A 17601-nucleotide genomic window follows, 5' to 3' on the forward strand; every position below is an offset into this window, starting at 1 on the left:
AGGAGAGTGGCGGTGACCGGGCAGAACGCATCGCGCCGAGCGGGGGATCGGATGGGGACACAGCGGTTCGTCGGGTCTGCCGAGGACGCGGACCTGAGGCGCGGCGACTCGCTCGCCCGGGAGATCTTCTCCGACGTCGCCAACAAGTGGGCGCTGCTGATCATCGAGGCGCTCGGGGAGGGCACGCTGCGCTTCAGCGAGCTGCGCGCCGAGGTCGAGGGCATCAGCCACAAGATGCTCACCCAGAACCTGCGCATGCTGGAGCGCAACGGCCTGCTCGACCGGAAGGTGCACCCCACCGTGCCCCCGCGCGTCGAGTACACCCTCACCGAGGCGGGCCAGGCCCTGCGGGCCACCGTCGACGGCATGTGCGACTGGACCCACCGCTACCTCGGCCACATCGAGGCCGCCCGCAGCCGCTTCGAGGTCTGACGGCCGCCGAGGTCACCGCCCCGTCGTCGTGATGCGTCGCACGGCTTCCCGGGTCAGGGCGCGGTCGTGGGGCTCGCGGGCCAGCGCGCGGTGCAGGACCAGGCCCTCGATGAGGGCGTCGAGCTGGCGGGCGGTGTCCGGGTCGAAGTGCCGCTCCAGGTGGTGCCGGCTGCGCCGCATCCACGCGTGGGTGAGTTCCCGGTAGGCGGGCCGGCGGGCGGCGAGCGTGTACAGCTCCTGGGCGAGGACCAGGTCCCGCCCGCTGCCCTCCGACAGGGTGTGCACGAGTTCCGTCACCGCCTCCCGGGCCTCGTCGCGGTCGGCCGCCGCGGCGAGATGGGCGTCGAAGACGGCGACGATGTGACCGGCGAACTGACCGAACGCCTCCCGCAGCACCTCCTCGATCCCGCTGAAGTGGTACGTCATCGACCCCAGCGGGACACCCGCGCGCACCGCGATCTTCCGGTGCGAGACGCCGGCGACCCCCTCCTCGGCGACGAGGTCGAGGGTCGCGGCGACGATGCGGGCGCGGCGCTGCGGGTCGATGTGTCCGGTAGCCATGGCGGAGACCTTCAGAGGGTGCGGACCTGACGGGCGGGGTTCCCGACGGCCACGACGTCGGCGGGCACGTCCTTGGTGACCACCGCGCCCGCGCCGATCACGGAGTTGTCTCCGATCGTCACGCCGGGCAGGACGATCGCGCCACCGCCGAGCCACACGTTGTCCCCGACGGTGATCGGACGGGCGGCCTCCAGCTTGTCGCGCCGCGGCCCCGGCTCCAGCGGATGGGTGGGGGTGAGCAACTGGACGTTGGGCCCGATCTGGCAGTCCTCGCCGATGGTGATCGCGGCGACGTCCAGCGCGGTCAAATTGAAGTTGACGAAGGTGCGCGCGCCGATCGTGATGTTGCTGCCGTAGTCGACGTACAGCGGTGGTCGCACGTGCACCCCCTCGCCCACGGAGCCGAGCAGTTCGGCCAGGAGCGGCAGCGCCGCGTCGGCGTCCTCGGTGTAGGCGGCCTGGAAACGGGCGGCCAGGCGCACGGCGCGCTGCTGGCGGCGGGCGATCTCCGGGTCGTCGGCGATGTAGAGGTCACCGGCCCGCATGCGCTCCAGGTGGGTCCGGGGGTCCTGTGCGAAGTGATCCGTCGGCATGCGTACGATCGTACACTCGGGCGTATGTCCGACCGGCCGAGTGCGCCACTGAGCCTCGTGAGGCGGATGGGGTGGATACAGTCCCCGTGTGGGCAGCCAGACCGACGAACCGGCGGAGCAGCACCCCGAGGACCCCGAGGCGCTGGGCACCGTCCCGGCGCAGGCGCCCCGCGCGGCCGCGGGCGGGCGGCGCCTCGCCCTCGACGTGCACGGACACCTGCGCGCCATGATCCTCAGCGGTGAGCTGACGCCGGGCTCGCCGCTGCTCCAGGCGGAGATGGCGCGCCGGCTGGGGGTCAGCCGCACGCCGATGCGCGAGGCGTTCCGGCTGCTCCAGGAGGAGGGGCTCATCGACGCCCGTCCGGACCAGCGGGCCCGGGTGCGCGCGGTCGATCCGGTGGACCTCGACGCGGTGTACGGCGCCCGCATCATGCTGGAGTCCCTCGCCGTCGGCGTCACGGCGCGCACGCTCGGCGAGCCGGACCTCGGGCGGATGTCCGGCGCCCTGGAGCGGATGCGACGGCACGTCGGCGACGACCGGCCCGAGGAGTGGTTCGCCGCGCACCGGGAGTTCCACGGCGTCGCCGCGCAGGCGGTGGGGCCGCAGTTGCGGCGGATGATCGCCTCGCTCACCGAGCACGGCGAGCGCCACGTCCGGCTGGCCCGGCTCGGCGGGCCGGGTGTGCGAGGCAGGGCCGACGAGGATCACCAGGCGCTCCTGTCCGCGCTGGGCGCGAGGAACGAGGCGGAGGCGACCCGGGTGGTCGCGCGCCACCTGGCTCGCACCGCGCTGAGCGTCCTCGCGTTCGTGGCGCCGGAGCACGAACCGACCGCCGTCCGCGCGGCGTTACGGATGGTCTGCGGCGAACAGGGCTGATCCGCGGCCGGCCGGGACACCGCTCACCTCGGTGTTCCTCGTGCGCGGCGCACCGCCACGGACGCCCGCCTTCGCACCCCGCGATGTCCAGGTACGGGAAACTCCGCTCCGGTAAGGCGCGTGCCGGTGGGCCCCGGCGCGATAGAAAGAGGCATGGCGGAGCGTGAAGAGCCCGTGAAGGGCATGGACGACGTGGACGCGGTCACCCGCGCGGTGCTGACCGCGTCGCGGTTGCTGGTGGCGGTCTCCGCCCGGTCACTGGCGCAGGTCGAGGAACGGGTGACACTCCCGCAGTTCCGCATGCTGATGGTGCTGTCCACCCGTGGCGCCACCAAGCTGGTGGCGCTCGCCGACCAGTTGCAGGTCTCCCCCTCGACGGCGATGCGGATGGTCGACCGGCTGATCGCGGCGGGGCTGGCCGACCGGCAGACCAACCCGGCCAACCGCCGTGAGACCCTCCTCCAGCTCACGGAGGAAGGCCGTCGCACCGTCGCCGTGGTCACCGCCCGGCGCCGGGCCGAGATCGCGACGATCGTCCAGCGACTGGACCCGGACCAGCGCGCGGCGCTCGTCGACGCGCTCACCGCCTTCAACGAGGCGGGCGGAGAACCCCTCGCGGCGGCCCAGGGCGACCCGGGCCCGCACCCGCTCGGCTGGGAGGACACCCCGGTCGAGCGCTACGGCGCCTGAGCTCGCCGCGCGGCCGCGGGCGTCCCCTCCTGTTCAGCCCACCTCTGCCGCGGGCGTCGGGTTCGGCGTCGGAGACGTGGTGTTCACATCGAGGTCGGGCCGCGGCTTGAGGGCCAGGATGGGGGAGCCCGGCTGGGGCGGCGGCGGGGTCAGCTGCTCCTTGGGCAGCTTCGGCGGCGCGGTCTGCTGGAACTGCACCTGCTCGTAGTTGACCATGCCGGTCCGCTCCAGCACCGTGATGTGGTCGAGGACGGTGTCGTTGGCCTGGTCGGCCAGCGCACGGACCAGCGTGTTCTTGGTGTTGGCGCGGATCTTGGCGATCGCCGGGAAGATCTGGCCGTGGGTCACGCGCATGATGTTGACGGCCGTGATGTCGAACTGGTTGCCCGTCTCCGAGTCGACCGTCGCCACGAACTGCTGCTGCTGCGGCGTGGCCTGGTTGGGCAGGGTGATGCCCAGCTCGGGGGCGATCCTGCGACAGGTGGCGTCCAGTCTCGCGTGCCCGACGATGAGGTGCTCGCCGGCCTCCTTCATCTCCGGCGTCGTGCCCCGCACCATGGCCATCTCCCCGAGCGGGTACTCCCAGAGCCCCGCCGAGCGGACCTTGACGACGAAGTCACGGTCGGCCTCCGTCAAGGGGCCGTAGGGCGTGTTCGCGATGATGCGGTCCGGAGAGCCGGCGGTGTTCTCGATCCCGAGCATGGCCGGGTACGCGAGGGCGGCGAGGGTCAGACCCATCGCGCCGAACACGAAGATGCTTCCCAACTTGCTGGGTGAGACGGGCATGGGGCCTCCTGACGCGAGTGGCTGGTACGTCAGGAGGTACGGACCGGTGGGCCCGATTCATCATTGCACTGGTCAAATTTTGCACTCTGCGGTGTGTTCTGCGTCACATGGGTGGGGGAGGAGTCCTTCTCGGTCCTACGCGTCCCGGCGGCCGTCCGTCAGGCCCGGCCGACGCTGTCCTGGTCGTCGAGCGGCTCGTGCGGCTCCCGGCCGCCGGTCCCCGTCGTCCCGTTCGCCCGCACCGGGCGGCGCAGTCGACGGGAGAGCCGCGAGGCGGCCGGCTCGGTGTAGCGGGCGGTGAGGGGTCCGAGCAGGACCAGGATCAGGACGTACGCGGTGGCCAGCGGACCGAGGGACGGCTCGATCCCGTCGGTGACGGCGAGCCCCGCGATGACGATGGAGAACTCGCCGCGGGCCACCAGCGTGCCGCCGGCCCGCCACCGGGCTCTCGGGCCGACGCCCGCCCGGTGGGCCGCCCAGTAGCCGGTGGCGATCTTCGTCAGCGCGGTGACGACGGCCAGGCCGAGGGCGGGCAGCAGCACCGGCGGGATGCTCGCGGGATCGGTGTTGAGGCCGAAGAAGACGAAGAAGACGGCGGCGAACAGATCGCGCAACGGTGCCAGCAGGCTGTACGCGCCCTCGGCGACCTCGCCCGAGAGCGCGATGCCGACCAGGAAGGCGCCCACCGCCGCGGACACCTGCACCTGCTGGGCGAGGCCGGCGATCAGCAGGGTCAACCCCAGGACGACCAGCAGCAGTTTCTCCGGGTCGTCGCTGGAGACGAAACGGGAGATGTGCCGGCCGTAGCGCACCGCGAGGACGAGGACGAGGGACGCGGCGCCGAGCGCGATGGCCAGGGTGATCCCACCGGCCGCCAGGCCGATGCCCGCCACCAGGGCGGTGAGGATCGGCAGATAGACGGCCATGGACAGGTCTTCGAGGACCAGGATGCTCAGGACGACGGGTGTCTCGCGATTGCCGATCCGGCCCAGGTCGCCGAGGATCTTGGCGATGACACCGGAGGACGAGATCCAGGTGACGCCCGCCAGGACGACGGCGGCGACCGGGCCCCAGCCGAGCAGCAGCGCCAGCGCGGCGCCCGGCAGCGCGTTCAGGACGCAGTCGACCAGGCCCGCCGGATAGTGCGCCTTGAGGTTGGTGACGAGGTCGCTGGCCGTGTACTCCAGGCCGAGCATGAGCAGCAGCAGGATGACGCCGATCTCGGCGCCCACGGCGATGAACTCCTCGCTCGCGCCCAGTGGAAGCAGCCCGCCCCTGCCGAACGCCAGCCCGGCCAGCAGATACAGCGGTATGGGAGAGAAGCGGAGCCGGCCCGCGAACCGGCCCAGCAGCCCCAGGGCGAGGATGATCGCCCCGAACTCGATCAGGAACACGGTCGAGGAGTGCACGGCGGCTCACTCCTGCCCGAGTGTCCCGGCGGCCGCCTCCACGCCCTCGCGGGTGCCGATCACGATCAGCGTGTCTCCGCCGGCCAGCCGGAACTGCGGCGTGGGGGAGGGGATCGCCTCGGCCCGGCGCAGCACGGCCACGATCGAGGCGCCGGTGGTGGTGCGCAGCCGGGTCTCGCCGAGCAGCCGTCCGTTCCAGTGCGAACTCCCCGGCAGTTCGATCCGCTCGGCGACCAGGCCCAGGCCGGCGGGGGAGAGCAGGTTCGGCGCGTGGTGTTCGGGCAGCAGGGCGTCGACGAGGGCGGTGGCCTCCTCGGCGGTGAGCCGTACGGACAGGGCGCAGTCGTCCGGGTCGTCCCTGCGGTACGTGCTGAGGGTGCGTTCCCCGTCGCGGTGCGCGACCACCGACAGGCGGCGCCGCTCGCGCGTGGTCAGGTCGTAGCGGACGCCGATCCCCGGCAGCGGCGTACTGCTCAGGCGTGAGGCGCCCATGGCGACCCCCTCTCTCGCGGGGCGTCGACGGCGGCGACCGTGGGACACGCCATGGCACCCCGGACCGGGCCTGTAGAAACCATCCTAGGCGCGCGGTCGCGACCGGGTCGGTCGCGCGACCCCCGCTCCGCCGCGACTGGTCCGCGGCTTCCGGCGCGGTTGGTCTATACCAAACGGGGTCGTCCCAGTACCCTCGCCTGTAGCCAGTCGCACACCCCACCCCCCACAGGTCGCGTGCCGGCGCGGACGGCACCCCACGACGCGTACCAGCCGTGCGTGACCTGCCGGTGCACCGCCTCCAGGAGGATCTCGGTGAGAGTTCGCACCAGAAGCACAGCGATCATCGGCACCATCTGTCTCGTCGCCTCCCTCGCCCTGACCGCGGCGTCGGCCGACGAGCCCGCCGCCCCACGGCAGGCGGCGACGGTCACTCTCAAGAACGTGGCCACGGCCCAGAATCCGATCGCCGGCGCCGCCGGACCGGGCGGCAAACTCTGGGTCGCCGAACGCGCGGGCCGGGTCAGGGTCCTGGGCGACAAGGGGCTCGGCAAGCCCGTCCTCGACATCTCCGCCGAGACCACCGTCGACGGCGAACGCGGGCTGCTGGGCATCGCGTTCGACAAGCGCTTCGCCCACTTCTACATCTCGTTCACCAACCTCGAAGGCACCAGCACCGTGGACGAGTTCGCCGTACGGAACGGCAGGATCCAGCCGCACACCCGGCGTACGGTGCTCACCCAGACGCAGCCCTATCCCAACCACAACGGCGGAGACATCAAGATCGGCCCCGACGGCTACCTCTACATCGCGCTCGGCGACGGGGGCTCCGGCGGCGACCCGCACGGCAACGGGCAGAACCTCGACACCCTGCTCGGCAAGCTCCTGCGGATCGACCCGAGGGGCGGCAAGCCGTACGCGATCCCGCCGGACAACCCGTTCGTCAACGACCCGAACGCGCGGGACGAGATCTGGGCGTACGGGCTGCGCAACCCGTGGCGTTTCTCCTTCGACTCGGGCACGGGCGACCTGTTCATCGGTGACGTCGGCCAGAACGACTGGGAGGAGATCGACCGGGCCCCGGCCGGCAGCAAGGGCGGCGAGAACTACGGCTGGGGCCAGATGGAGGGCACCCATCCCTTCCGTGGCGGCACCGAGCCCGCGAACCACGTGCCGCCGATCCACGAGTACGACCGCACCGACTTCGGCTGCTCGGTGACCGGCGGCTTCGTCTACCGGGGCAAGGCGATCCCGGCCCTCAAGGGGCAGTACGTGTACAGCGACTACTGCGACGGGACCGTCCGCTCCCTGCAGCTGAAGGACGGCAAGGTGACGGCCGTGCACGACCTCGGAGCCAACGGCGGCGAGGTCATCTCCCTGGCGCAGGGCGGCAACGGCGAACTGTACGTGCTCGCCATCGGAGGCAGCGTCTTCCGTATCGACCCGGCGTAAGGACGGCCGGCAGGCGCCGTCGGGCGGCGCGTGTCCTCCAGGGCGGGCCGGAGCACCCACGGGTCTTCGGCCCGCCCCGCCGGGAACGGCTCGTCGCCGGTCCTAGGCGTGGTCGTGCGGTTCGCCGGCGTGGGCGAGGGCGCTGGGGGTGCGGCGGCCGACGATCGCCGGGGCCTCCTGGACGAGGGTGTCGTCGGTGAGCGCCGCCACCATGAACAGCGCGAAGTCCACCCGGCGCGTGAGGTTGCCGGCCAGCACGGGGTCGCCCACGTGCCGGCTCCACACCGGCAGTCCCTGGCTCTCGCCCTCCTCCAGGCTGCTGCCGCGCACCACCGTCCACCGCGTGCCGCTGGCGAACACCCGCCGACACGCCTCCACCTGGTCGTCGATCTCGACGGCGCGGACGAGCCTGCCGAGCACGGCGGCGGTCCGGACGCCCAGGATGAACAGCCGCGAGTACCTGTCCTTGCCGTCGCGCGTGATGTGCCAGCCGCAGGAGAAGACCAGCCGCGCACCGGGCCGCGCGTGGTCGAGCACCGCCTGGGCCGTGCCCGACGCGTACTGCCGCACGCCCCAGGGCACCAGCACCGTCAGCACCCCGTCGCACCCGGCGACCGCCCGCCGGATCACCTCGGGATCGTTCGTGTGTCCCGGGACGACGGTCATCCGCCCCTCGAACGCGGCCAGTTTGGGCACGCTGGCCTCCCTGCACACGCCGACCACCTCGTAGCCGCGGTCCAGGGCGTGCCCGACCATGTACCGGCCGAGCTTGCCCGAAGCCCCGACGACACAGACCTTCCTCACGCGGTCCGCCCGCTCCACCTGATCCGTCCCCATGGTGAGCCCCCTCCACCGATCGCCGACCTTACTTAGTAAGGTACGCTAGCCATATGCTGTAAGGCAGTCAACGGGCGGGCAACAGGCAGACAGGGAGGGGCAGATGGGCGAGGGCGGCAAGGGCCGGCGCGGGGTGTCGGCGCGCACCCCGCTCAGTCGTGAGCGGGTGATCCGCGCGGCCGTCGCGGTGGCGGACGAGAAGGGCTCGGCCTCGCTCACCATGCGGGCGGTCGCCGCAGCGCTGGGTGTCGAGGCGATGTCGCTCTACCACCACGTGGCGGGCAGGGACGAGATCCTCGACGGGATGGTGGACGCCGTGTTCGGCGAGATCGACCTGCCGCCGCGCGACACGGACTGGAAGAGCGCCATGCGCCACCGCGCGCTCTCCGCCCGTGCGGCCCTGCGGCGCCACCCGTGGGCCGTCGGACTCATGGACTCCCGCTCCCGGCCGGGCCCTGCCACCCTGCGCCACCACGACGCCGTCATCGGCGCGTTGCGCGCCGCGGGATTCTCCGTCGCCATGACCGCGCACGCCGTCTCGCTGATCGACAGCTATCTCTACGGCTTCGTGCTCCAGGAACTGAGCCTGCCGTTCACGGGCGCCGCGGAACTGGACGAGGTCGCGGGCGCGATCCTGCGCGAGATGCCCGCCGACACCTACCCGCACCTGACCGAACTGGCCACCGAGCACGTCCTGGAACCGGGTTACGACTACGCCGACGAGTTCGGCTTCGGCCTCACCCTCGTCCTCGACGCCCTGCACCCCGACGGGACCGCGCGGACCTAGCGGCGGCCCGTGGGCCTGGGCGTCACCCGAGCCGCAGGACGTCGAGCGCGATGAGCGCCGTGTGCAGTTCGGTGCGTTCCTCGCCCGACGCGAGGTCGCAGTCGAGGACCCGCTCGATGGTGCGCAGCCGCTGGTAGACCGTCTCGCGGGACAGGTTGCCGCGGCGGGCGGTGGCGGTCTTGCTGCCCGCCGCCTCCAGGTAGTGGCGCAGCGTCGTCAGGAGATCCGTGCCGTGCCGGGTGTCGTGGTCGACGAGCGGGCCGAGGCGACGTTCGGCGAAGTCCTGGACCCTCGTGTCCGCACGGAGCGCGAACAGCAGATGGGGCAGACCGATGTCGGACTGTTCGTGGAACGACCTGCCGTCCGGGAGCGGCCGGCCGGGCAGCGCGGCCTCGGCCACGCGGGCCGCCGCGCGCAGGGAGCGGGCGGCGTCGGCGAGCCGGGTGACCTCCGGGCCCGCGCTCACCACCGCTTCGGGGTGCGCGGCCAGCACCACGCGGCTCAGCCGTTCGGCCGTGGACCGCCATCGCTGCGACGGTCGCGGGGCCAGCAGGATGCCGACCCGGCCGGGGGCCGTCGCGCCGACGAGGGCCGGCACGCCCAGCGTCGTGACCTCCCGGGACAGCCTGCTCTCCAGCCCGGCCTCGTCGCACCCCGCCCCTCCGTCCGCGAGGACCGCCACGTAGACGGCGCCCTCGGTGGGCAGCCCCAGTGCGGCGAAGCGGGCGCGGGCGTCCCCGGGGGAGTGGTGGCGCTGCTCGGCGAGGTCGCGCAGCGCGCCGCGGTGCGCGGTGCGCTCCCAGGGTGTGGCGTGGATCAGGCGGGCGATGGTGAGGGCCATCGCCGTGCGCTCCAGGACGGTGACGTCCTCGGGCGAGAAGGCGCTCGCCCCGCCGGCACCCGCTGTGCCCGGCGGGGGCGGCAGCATGGCGACGCGCCCCCACCGTTCGCCCTGGTACGCCACCGGCGCCACCAGCCAGCCCTCGGGTCCGCCCGTCCGGGGGTGATCGGCCGGGGGAGTCGACCGGGACCGCCGCTCCCAGCCGGTGAGCACCTCCTCCACGGTGCTGCCGGAGGGCTCGCAGATCAGGGCCTGGTGCACCAGGTTCTCCAGGACGACCGTGCGGCCACTCATCTCCGCCGCCGCCCGTACGACGTCCCCGGGCCCCGCGCCGCGCAGGGTCAACGCGGTGAACGCCTCGTGGATGCGCTGGGTCCGGCGGATCGCGTCCGCCTGGTTGCCGAGGAGGAGCGCGTGCACCACCTGCGTGACCTCGAGGAAGTTGACGTCCCTGGCCAGGGTGATGAGCGGCAGGTCCCGCGCACGGCAGGCGCCCACGAGGGCGTCGGGCGGCCGGTGGTAGCGCCGTACGAGTTCGATCACCAGGGCCGCGGCACCCACGTCGGCGAGTTCGTCGGCGTAGCGGCGGATGCCCGCCGTGTCCTCGGGCAGCGGCATGCCGGTGGTCAGGACGAGTTCGCCGCCCTTGAGGAAGGAGGCGGGGTCGGTGAGTTCGGTGATGTGCACCCAGCGCACCGGACGGTCCAGGCGCACGGCGCCGGTGACCACCTGGGGCAGGCCGGCCGCGAGCACGGGAAGCGCCAGGGCACCGGCGACCGTGAGGACGCGGCCGCTCCCCGACGTGCCGTCACCCGGTCGCCCGTCGCCCGTCACGTGCCCGTCCGGCGGTCCACTGGTGCGGCACTCCGGCTCATCCTGACTCCCTGCCCGTGCGGACACTCTGACAACCGGCACTGACCTGTGCAAGAGCCGGCCCGGTGAGCGGCGCCGGGCCCAGGAGCCCGGATCCGCCCCCGCGCGGTGGACACAACGTCCGGACTCCGGGCCCGCACCGGACAGATCAGGCATTGTCCGCGCCCGCGACCGGCCACGACGCTCGAAGGGTCGGAGCAGTCCGCAACGCATCGGCCGGGAGACGACCATGACCGCACTGTCGCCGCACCTTCGCCAGGCCACGCCCGTCACGGCGGTCCGGGGCGAGGGCGTCCACCTCTACGGCGAGGACGGCCGCCGCTATCTCGACTTCACCGCCGGAATCGGCGTCACCAGCACCGGGCACTGCCACCCCCGGGTCGTGGCGGCGGCGCGTGAGCAGGTGGGCACGCTCGTCCACGGCCAGTACACGACCGTCATGCACCGTCCGCTGCGTAACCTGGTCGACAAACTGGGCGAGGTGCTGCCCGACAGCCTGGACAGCCTGTTCTTCACCAACTCCGGCAGCGAGGCCGTCGAGGCGGCGCTGCGGCTGGCCCGCCAGGCCACCGGCCGGCCCAACATCCTGGTCTGCCACGGCGGTTTCCACGGTCGTACGGTCGCCGCCGCCGCGATGACGACCTCCGGCGTCCGCTTCCGCTCCGGCTTCTCCCCCCTGATGAGCGGTGTCGTCGTCACCCCGTTCCCGACGGCCTACCGCTACGGCTGGGACGAGGGGACGGCCACCGACTTCGCCCTGAAGGAACTCGACTACACCCTCCGGACGATCTCCTCCCCGGCCGACACGGCCGCCGTCATCGTCGAACCCGTGCTCGGCGAGGGCGGCTACGTGCCCGCGACCCGCGCCTTCCTCGAAGGACTGCGGGAACGGGCGGACCGGCACGGCTTCCTGCTGATCCTCGACGAGGTGCAGACCGGCGTGGGCCGCACCGGACGCTTCTGGGGCCACGACCACTTCGGCGTCGCACCCGACATCCTCATCACCGCCAAGGGCCTGGCCAGCGGCTTCCCGCTGTCCGGCATCGCCGCCCCCGAGGAACTGATGCACAGGGCGTGGCCCGGCTCGCAGGGCGGCACCTACGGTGCCAACGCCGTGGCCTGCGCGGCGGCCTGCGCCACCCTCGACGTCGTACGCGACGAGAAGCTCGTCGAGAACGCCGAGGCGATGGGGCTGCGACTGCGCCAGGGCCTGGAGGCGGTGGCCGGGCGGACCCCGGGCATCGGCGACGTACGGGGGCTCGGGCTGATGCTGGGCACCGAGTTCGTCACCGAGGACGGCGGCCCCGACCCCGAGACCGCCGCCCGCGTGCAGCGGGCCGCGGTCGACGAGGGGCTGCTCCTGCTGCTGTGCGGCGCCTGGAACCAGGTCGTGCGGATGATCCCGGCCCTCGTCGTCGACGGGACGGCGATCGACGAGGGCCTTCGGGCATGGGCGGCGGCGGTGGAGGCCGGAACGTCCGAAGCGGCGCGGCGATGACCACGGCGGCCGGGAAGCGGACGGCCGCCCGCCTCGCCGAGAGCGCGCCCGGCCTGCGCGTGGAGACCGGCCCGGGCGCCACCGGCCCGTACGCCTACGACGCCTCCAACTACCGTGTCCCGCCGGTGGCGGTGGCCTTCCCGCGCTCCGCCGACGACGTCCGCGCGGTGCTGGGGGCCTGCCGGGCCGACGGCGTCCCGGTCACCGCGCGGGGCGGCGGCACCAGCATGGCGGGCAACGCCGTGGGGCCGGGGATGGTCCTGGACTTCTCCCGGCACATGAACCGGATCCTGCACATCGACCCGGTGGCACGCACCGCGCGCGTCGAGGCCGGAGCGATGCTCGACGACCTGCGGGACGCGGCCCGCGAGCACGGACTCACCTTCGGCCCGGACCCGTCCTCGCACAGCCGCTGCACGCTCGGCGGCATGATCGGCAACGACGCGTGCGGCAACCGCTCGGTACGGCACGGCCGGACCAGCGACCATGTCGAGACCCTGGAGATCGTCACCGCCGACGGGCTGCGCGCCGTGGCCGACCACACCGGGCTGCACGCGACGGACCCGTCGGACGCCGACCGGGTGGCCCGGCTGGAGGCCGACGTCCGCCGCCTGGTCGAGCGCGACCTCTCCGCGATCCGCACCGAACTGGGCCGCATCCCCCGCCTGGACACCGGCGACGGGTCGCCCGTCGTCGTGGCCGAGCCCAGCTGTGCCGCCACCCTGAGGAGCGACGTCCCCGAACTCCTCGGCACCGACGCATCCCGGCGCGTCGCGGCCCGCGTCCACACCCTCACCGCGGCCCTGACCGACCTGGCCGCCCCCGACTGGTCCCCGCCGCCCCTGCCGGACAGGGTGGTCCTGCAGACGCACTGCCACGAGTACGCGACCTTCCCCGGACGGCGCCCCGCGGACCTGCTGCGGCGGCTCGGCGCCGGGCAGGTCGACGAGGCCGAGGGCTGCTGCGGGCTCGCGGGGAACTTCGGCTTCGAGGAACGGCACTACGACACCTCGATGGCCGTCGCCGGCCTGGCGCTCACGCCCCACCTGCGCGAACTCCCGGCCGGCGGGAGCGCCGTGGTCGTCGCCGACGGATTCAGCTGCGCCACCCAGATCGGCCACCTCGCCGGTGACCGAGGGGTCCACGCCGTCCATCTCGCCCAACTGCTCGACCCCGCCGACCGATCAGGAGAGCCCTCATGACCTGGGACGTACGCAATCAGCTGTTCATCGGCGGCACCTGGGTGGACGCCGCCGACGGCGCCACCATGCCCGTCGAGGACCCCGCCACCGGCGAGACCGTCGCCCATGTCGCCGACGCGGGGCCCAAGGACGCACGGCTGGCCGAGGACGCGGCGGTACGGGCACAGCGGGAGTGGGCGCGCACGGCACCGCGGCGCCGCAGCGAGATCCTGCGCCGCGCCTACGAGATCGTCCTCGGCCGCACCGACGAGCTCGCCCGGCTGATGACCTCCGAGATGGGCAAGCCGCTGGCGGAGGCCAGAGGCGAGGTGGCGTACGCGGCGGAGTTCTTCCGCTGGTTCTCGGAGGAGGCCGTCCGCATCGACGGCGGCCACGGGATCCTCCCCGACGGCCGCAACCGCATGCTGCTCTCCCGCCGCCCGGTCGGCCCCTGCCTGCTGATCACCCCGTGGAACTTCCCCCTGGCCATGGGCACCCGCAAGATCGGTCCCGCGCTCGCGGCCGGCTGCACGGCGGTGCTCAAACCGGCGCCGCAGACGCCGCTCTCCAGCCTTGCCGTCGCCGCGATCCTGAAGGAGGCCGGGCTGCCCGACGGCGTGCTGAACGTCGTGACCACCTCCCGGGCCGGCGAGGTGTGCGAGCCCCTGCTGCGCGGCGGCCGGGTGCGCAAACTGTCCTTCACCGGCTCCACCCAGGTCGGGCGGCTGCTGCTCGCCCAGTGCGCCGACACCGTCGTCCGCGCCTCGTTGGAGCTCGGCGGGAACGCGCCGTTCGTCGTCTTCGAGGACGCGGACCTGGACGCGGCCGTGGAGGGCGCGACGGTCGCCAAGATGCGCAACATGGGGGAGGCCTGCACGGCCGCCAACCGCTTCTTCGTCCACCGGTCGGTGGCCGAGGAGTTCGGGCAGCGGCTCGCCGCACGGATGGGGGCGCTCGTCGTGGGCCCCGGCACCCAGGAAGGTGTGGACGTCGGCCCGCTCATCGACGCCGCCGGCCGGGCCAAGGTGGAGGGGCTGGTCGCCGACGCGGTGGAGCGCGGCGCCCGGGTGCTCGTCGGTGGCCGTACGCCGCAGGGGCCGGGCTGCTTCTACCCGCCGACCGTGCTCATGGACGTCTCCCCGGACAGCCGTCTGATGGCCACGGAGATCTTCGGTCCGGTCGCTGCGGTCCTCACCTTCGACGACGAGGAGGAGGTCGTCCGGCGCGCCAACGACACGCCCTGGGGACTGGTCGGTTACGTCTACACGGCGGGCCTCGACCGTGCCCTGCGCGTCAGCGAGAGCATGGAGGTAGGCATGGTGGGTCTCAACACCGGCCTCGTCTCAGACCCGGCGGCGCCCTTCGGCGGGGTCAAGCAGTCCGGGCTGGGCCGCGAGGGCGGCCGGGTCGGGATCGACGAGTTCCTCGAGTACCAGTACCTCGCGATGCCCCTGACGCCGTGAGACCGGTCCGGGCGGCGCCGTCGGCCCCGCGGGGTCACCGGCCGGAGGACGGAGGACGGGACTCCTGACCTGCGGGTGTGACGACCTCACCCCGGACGACCCGGGGCGCGGCCTGGTCGCCCGCCGGGTCCGGCCCCTCCTTCGCCGCCCTCGCCTCCGCCTTCAGGATGCGCGCCGACCTGCCTGCCGAGCGGGTCAGTTCGGGAAGCTTCTTGGCAGCGAGGACGGCTATGACGACGATGAGTACGACGGCGAGTTCACTCAGTCCGAACATACCTGGAATCTACAGCACTGTAGAAGGCTGGTGGGCGGGGAAGAGGGCCCGGGTGTCCGTACGATGGACCGCCCGTGAAGTGCGCGGCAGCGGAAGGGAGACAGGGCGTGACGGATCACCGGGGCCCCCGGCGACGGGGGCAGGGCGAGCTGGAGGTGCAGGTCCTGGCCGCCCTGCGGGAGGCCGACGGGCCCGCGACCGCCGGCTGGGTGCGGCAGCGGCTCGGCGGTGACCTCGCCTACACCACGGTGATCACCATCCTGACCCGGCTGCTGGCCAAGGGCGCGGTGACCCGCGAGCGGATCGGGCGGTCGTTCGCCTGGACGCCGGCCTCGGACGAGGCGGGCCTCGCGGCCCGGAAGATGCGCAAGGTGCTGGACGCCGAGCAGGACCGCGAGGCGGTGCTCGCGAGCTTCGTCACCGCCCTCGCGCCGGAGGACGAGCGGCTGCTCCGGGACCTGCTGGAGCGGGCCAAGGACGAAGGGGAAGACTGAGGCCGCATGGGGGTGTTCGTCTTCCTGCCGCTGGTGCTGCCGCTCACCGCGTGGCCGATCGCGCGGCTCGCCGAGCACCACCTCCACCCGCGTCTCGCGACCCGGCTGCTGACGGTGATGGCCGGCGTCATGGCCGCGTGCAGCACGCTGTGCCTGGGACTGCTGATGGTGGTCGGCACCGCCCAACTCCCCGGCAACCCGCTGCCGGACGGCTGGTCCGACCGCGAGGTCCGCGCGGCCGTCCCCTACGACGAGGTGGCGGGCAAGGCGGCGATCCCCGCCCTGCTGGCCGTCGCCGTGGCGTGCGCCGGCACGCTGGGACGGCACCGGTGGAGGCGCCGCCGCGCGCACCGCGCCCTGTCCGGCCTGCCCGTCACCCAGGTCGCGGTCCTGCCCGACGACCTGCCCTACGCCCACGCCCTGCCCGGCGGCGCCCGCGACCGGATCGTGGTCAGCACGGCACTGCTGCGGGCGCTCCGCCCCGCCGAGCGGCGTGCCCTGTTCGCCCACGAGCGTGCCCACCTGGCCGCACGTCATCACCGGTTCCTGCTCGTCGCCGGGCTTGCGGCGCGCGCCAACCCGTTCCTGCGCCCGCTGCGCACGGCGGTGTCGTACACGACGGAGCGGTGGGCGGACGAGGAGGCGGCCCACGCGGTCGGTGACCGCCGGACCGTGGCGCGCGCGATCGGCAGGGCGGCCCTGGTCCCGCCGGGTACGCCGCTGCCCGGTGTCGCGGGGTTCGCCGCGTCCGGACCGGTGCCGCGCCGGGTCGCGGCGCTGCTGGGGCCCGCGCCGGCGACACGCACCTGGCCCTCCGCGTTCACCGCCGTGGGGGTGGCCGCGTGGACGGCCGCCGCCGGGACGGCCGCCTCCGCGATGTCGTCCGCGAACTCCGCCGTGACGCTGGCCTTCATCCTGCACGCGGCGACGCCCCTGTGAACGCCGCCGCGGCAGACCGGGGGCGACCCGGACGCGGTCACGCCTCCTCGTCGTCACCCTCGAAGAAGTCGCCCACCTCGTCGACGAGTTCGGCGGCGACCATGCCGCCGACCACGCCCACCGCGAGCCCGGCCGCGCCGGCCGTCACGGCCGTGCCCATGCCGGGGCCGGGGTGGTGGTGCCCTTCGTACCCGTGCGGCGCGTGCGAGCCGGGTGCCGCACGGCGTGCGAGCAACTGCCCGATCCACCCCTCCACTTCGGCGTTCCAGTCCCGTGCGTCCTGGTGCCCGACGGTGAAGCGGCTCAGGGCGTCGTGGCCCTGGGAGAAGAGGCCGCCGCGCTTGTCGGCCTCCAGGACCACCTCCACGCCCGCGGACGAGGCCAGGAAGGTCAGCTCGATCTCGTTGACCCGGTCGGCGAGGCGCGGGGCGGGGGCGAGCTCGATCTCCTGGTAGAAGGGCAGCTGCTGCCCGGTGCCGCCGATCCGCCCGTACTCCAGGTCGGCCGAGCGGAAACCGAACCCGAGCTGCCCGAGGGCCTCCAGGATCGCCTCCTGCGCCGGGAGCGGCCCGACGGTCAGCCGGTCCAGGTCGCCTTTGTCCTTCGCGCCGCTCACCGCCAGCTCCGTCCGCACCCCGAGGACCACGCCCAGCGGCTGTCCGTACAGCTCGGTCACCGGCGTCTCCCACGGCAGCGTGACCGTGAACGGCACGTCGCGCCGCTCGCCCGCCGCGAGCCGGAAGGCCCCTGCGACGGTGAACCGGTCGAAGACGACGACGCCCTCGCTCTCGCCGCCCTCGTGCTCGGCCTCCACCCGGGCCACCAGCTCCAGGGTGATGTGGTCGATGTCGAAGTCGGCGTCACCGCCCTGGAGGCGGACCTCCCCCGAGAGGCCGCCGCCCGGCCGGACCGGACCGGGGTCGAGGACCGTGTCCACCGTGGGCCCGCCCACGCCGAGCGAACCGAGCAGCCGTTTGAACACCATCGCGGCGTCCACTCCTTCACGTGCGTCCGTGACGGAACAACCGGGAGGGCCCGGCCGTTCTCTACAAGCGAGTAGAAGCATAGGGTGGCCCGAAGCGCCGCCGGCGGTGTCGCGACCTTCGGCGCGGAAAAGTCCGAAAA

At 73.4% G+C, this 17601-nt stretch carries 18 protein-coding genes and 1 pseudogene; 10 read left to right on the forward strand and 9 right to left on the reverse strand.

All coding sequences use genetic code 11. From position 1 onward, the window contains the following. The first annotated feature begins 51 nt into the window (after positions 1–51). Positions 52–432, forward strand: coding sequence for a winged helix-turn-helix transcriptional regulator (locus ACZ7LV_RS01635; RefSeq protein ID WP_471934787.1), 381 nt, complete (start codon positions 52–54; stop codon positions 430–432). 12 nt (positions 433–444) lie between these two features. On the opposite strand, the gene ACZ7LV_RS01640 is transcribed toward ACZ7LV_RS01635, so the two are convergent. Both ACZ7LV_RS01640 and ACZ7LV_RS01645 read right to left on the reverse strand, forming a co-directional pair. After that, positions 445–993 carry a TetR/AcrR family transcriptional regulator gene (locus ACZ7LV_RS01640; protein ID WP_471934788.1) on the reverse strand — a complete coding sequence of 183 codons (549 nt, stop codon included), beginning with the start codon at positions 991–993 and terminating at the stop codon, positions 445–447. Positions 994–1004: 11 nt separating this feature from the next. Further along, positions 1005–1586, reverse strand: coding sequence for a sugar O-acetyltransferase (locus ACZ7LV_RS01645; RefSeq protein WP_471934789.1), 582 nt, complete (start codon positions 1584–1586; stop codon positions 1005–1007). 88 nt (positions 1587–1674) lie between these two features. Here ACZ7LV_RS01645 and ACZ7LV_RS01650 point away from each other — a divergent pair, with 88 nt between their 5' ends. Both ACZ7LV_RS01650 and ACZ7LV_RS01655 read left to right on the forward strand, forming a co-directional pair. Then, the gene (locus ACZ7LV_RS01650) at positions 1675–2463 is read left to right on the forward strand and encodes a GntR family transcriptional regulator (RefSeq protein WP_471934790.1); all 789 of its coding nucleotides are present in this window, start codon (positions 1675–1677) and stop codon (positions 2461–2463) included. A 153-nt stretch (positions 2464–2616) separates the two neighbouring features. Next, on the forward strand, positions 2617–3153 hold the full coding sequence (locus ACZ7LV_RS01655; RefSeq protein WP_471934791.1) for a MarR family winged helix-turn-helix transcriptional regulator: 537 nt from the start codon (positions 2617–2619) through the stop codon (positions 3151–3153). Between the two features lie 33 nt (positions 3154–3186). Here ACZ7LV_RS01655 and ACZ7LV_RS01660 read toward each other — a convergent pair whose 3' ends face one another. The 3 genes from ACZ7LV_RS01660 to ACZ7LV_RS01670 all read right to left on the reverse strand — a co-directional run bounded on the left by ACZ7LV_RS01660 (position 3187) and on the right by ACZ7LV_RS01670 (position 5840). Then, positions 3187–3939 (reverse strand): DUF4142 domain-containing protein, encoded by a 753-nt coding sequence (locus tag ACZ7LV_RS01660; RefSeq protein WP_401667304.1) that lies wholly within the window; start codon positions 3937–3939, stop codon positions 3187–3189. Between the two features lie 158 nt (positions 3940–4097). After that, the gene (locus ACZ7LV_RS01665) at positions 4098–5348 is read right to left on the reverse strand and encodes a cation:proton antiporter (RefSeq protein WP_471934792.1); all 1251 of its coding nucleotides are present in this window, start codon (positions 5346–5348) and stop codon (positions 4098–4100) included. A 6-nt stretch (positions 5349–5354) separates the two neighbouring features. Further along, positions 5355–5840, reverse strand: coding sequence for a cation:proton antiporter regulatory subunit (locus ACZ7LV_RS01670; protein ID WP_471934793.1), 486 nt, complete (start codon positions 5838–5840; stop codon positions 5355–5357). Between the two features lie 312 nt (positions 5841–6152). On the opposite strand from ACZ7LV_RS01670, the gene ACZ7LV_RS01675 reads away from it, so the two are divergent. Then, complete coding sequence (locus ACZ7LV_RS01675; RefSeq protein WP_471934794.1) at positions 6153–7289, forward strand: PQQ-dependent sugar dehydrogenase; 1137 nt, start codon at positions 6153–6155, stop codon at positions 7287–7289. Between the two features lie 102 nt (positions 7290–7391). Here ACZ7LV_RS01675 and ACZ7LV_RS01680 read toward each other — a convergent pair whose 3' ends face one another. Beyond that, positions 7392–8126 (reverse strand): NAD(P)-dependent oxidoreductase, encoded by a 735-nt coding sequence (locus tag ACZ7LV_RS01680; RefSeq protein ID WP_471934795.1) that lies wholly within the window; start codon positions 8124–8126, stop codon positions 7392–7394. Positions 8127–8229: 103 nt separating this feature from the next. Between ACZ7LV_RS01680 and ACZ7LV_RS01685 the strand changes: the two genes are divergently transcribed. Next, on the forward strand, positions 8230–8913 hold the full coding sequence (locus tag ACZ7LV_RS01685; RefSeq protein WP_471934796.1) for a TetR/AcrR family transcriptional regulator: 684 nt from the start codon (positions 8230–8232) through the stop codon (positions 8911–8913). 22 nt (positions 8914–8935) lie between these two features. On the opposite strand, the gene ACZ7LV_RS01690 is transcribed toward ACZ7LV_RS01685, so the two are convergent. Further along, on the reverse strand, positions 8936–10588 hold the full coding sequence (locus tag ACZ7LV_RS01690) for a PucR family transcriptional regulator (RefSeq protein WP_471934797.1): 1653 nt from the start codon (positions 10586–10588) through the stop codon (positions 8936–8938). Positions 10589–10856: 268 nt separating this feature from the next. Here ACZ7LV_RS01690 and ACZ7LV_RS01695 point away from each other — a divergent pair, with 268 nt between their 5' ends. The 3 genes and pseudogenes from ACZ7LV_RS01695 to ACZ7LV_RS01705 all read left to right on the forward strand — a co-directional run bounded on the left by ACZ7LV_RS01695 (position 10857) and on the right by ACZ7LV_RS01705 (position 14769). After that, positions 10857–12125 carry an aspartate aminotransferase family protein gene (locus tag ACZ7LV_RS01695; RefSeq protein ID WP_471934798.1) on the forward strand — a complete coding sequence of 423 codons (1269 nt, stop codon included), beginning with the start codon at positions 10857–10859 and terminating at the stop codon, positions 12123–12125. Further along, positions 12122–12802: pseudogene (locus ACZ7LV_RS01700) on the forward strand (FAD-binding oxidoreductase); the annotation flags it as partial. The gene ACZ7LV_RS01695 and the pseudogene ACZ7LV_RS01700, both read left to right, overlap by 4 nt. Before the next feature lie 521 nt (positions 12803–13323). Continuing rightward, on the forward strand, positions 13324–14769 hold the full coding sequence (locus ACZ7LV_RS01705) for an NAD-dependent succinate-semialdehyde dehydrogenase (protein WP_471934799.1): 1446 nt from the start codon (positions 13324–13326) through the stop codon (positions 14767–14769). A 34-nt stretch (positions 14770–14803) separates the two neighbouring features. On the opposite strand, the gene ACZ7LV_RS01710 is transcribed toward ACZ7LV_RS01705, so the two are convergent. Beyond that, positions 14804–15043 (reverse strand): twin-arginine translocase TatA/TatE family subunit, encoded by a 240-nt coding sequence (locus ACZ7LV_RS01710; RefSeq protein ID WP_471934800.1) that lies wholly within the window; start codon positions 15041–15043, stop codon positions 14804–14806. Positions 15044–15150: 107 nt separating this feature from the next. On the opposite strand from ACZ7LV_RS01710, the gene ACZ7LV_RS01715 reads away from it, so the two are divergent. Together ACZ7LV_RS01715 and ACZ7LV_RS01720 are read left to right on the forward strand one after the other, a co-directional pair. Next, positions 15151–15537, forward strand: a complete 387-nt coding sequence (locus ACZ7LV_RS01715) for a BlaI/MecI/CopY family transcriptional regulator (RefSeq protein WP_401667328.1) — start codon at positions 15151–15153, stop codon at positions 15535–15537. Between the two features lie 6 nt (positions 15538–15543). Continuing rightward, on the forward strand, positions 15544–16476 hold the full coding sequence (locus ACZ7LV_RS01720) for a M56 family metallopeptidase (RefSeq protein ID WP_471934801.1): 933 nt from the start codon (positions 15544–15546) through the stop codon (positions 16474–16476). A gap of 37 nt (positions 16477–16513) precedes the next feature. Here the strand turns inward: ACZ7LV_RS01720 and ACZ7LV_RS01725 are convergent, their stop codons facing one another. Then, complete coding sequence (locus ACZ7LV_RS01725) at positions 16514–17461, reverse strand: sporulation protein (RefSeq protein WP_471934802.1); 948 nt, start codon at positions 17459–17461, stop codon at positions 16514–16516. Positions 17462–17601: the final 140 nt, after the last annotated feature.

The sequence above is a fragment of the Streptomyces sp. NPDC107562 genome, assembly GCF_055657325.1.

Coding starts and splice junctions, on each gene's coding strand:
- ACZ7LV_RS01655 (WP_471934791.1), top strand. CDS start 2,617: ATGGCGGAGCGTGAAGAGCCCGTGAAGGGCATGGACGACGTGGACGCG.
- ACZ7LV_RS01670 (WP_471934793.1), bottom strand. CDS start 5,840: ATGGGCGCCTCACGCCTGAGCAGTACGCCGCTGCCGGGGATCGGCGTC.
- ACZ7LV_RS01725 (WP_471934802.1), bottom strand. CDS start 17,461: ATGGTGTTCAAACGGCTGCTCGGTTCGCTCGGCGTGGGCGGGCCCACG.
- ACZ7LV_RS01635 (WP_471934787.1), top strand. CDS start 52: ATGGGGACACAGCGGTTCGTCGGGTCTGCCGAGGACGCGGACCTGAGG.
- ACZ7LV_RS01680 (WP_471934795.1), bottom strand. CDS start 8,126: ATGGGGACGGATCAGGTGGAGCGGGCGGACCGCGTGAGGAAGGTCTGT.
- ACZ7LV_RS01720 (WP_471934801.1), top strand. CDS start 15,544: ATGGGGGTGTTCGTCTTCCTGCCGCTGGTGCTGCCGCTCACCGCGTGG.
- ACZ7LV_RS01660 (WP_401667304.1), bottom strand. CDS start 3,939: ATGCCCGTCTCACCCAGCAAGTTGGGAAGCATCTTCGTGTTCGGCGCG.
- ACZ7LV_RS01640 (WP_471934788.1), bottom strand. CDS start 993: ATGGCTACCGGACACATCGACCCGCAGCGCCGCGCCCGCATCGTCGCC.
- ACZ7LV_RS01645 (WP_471934789.1), bottom strand. CDS start 1,586: ATGCCGACGGATCACTTCGCACAGGACCCCCGGACCCACCTGGAGCGC.
- ACZ7LV_RS01685 (WP_471934796.1), top strand. CDS start 8,230: ATGGGCGAGGGCGGCAAGGGCCGGCGCGGGGTGTCGGCGCGCACCCCG.
- ACZ7LV_RS01710 (WP_471934800.1), bottom strand. CDS start 15,043: ATGTTCGGACTGAGTGAACTCGCCGTCGTACTCATCGTCGTCATAGCC.
- ACZ7LV_RS01695 (WP_471934798.1), top strand. CDS start 10,857: ATGACCGCACTGTCGCCGCACCTTCGCCAGGCCACGCCCGTCACGGCG.
- ACZ7LV_RS01705 (WP_471934799.1), top strand. CDS start 13,324: ATGACCTGGGACGTACGCAATCAGCTGTTCATCGGCGGCACCTGGGTG.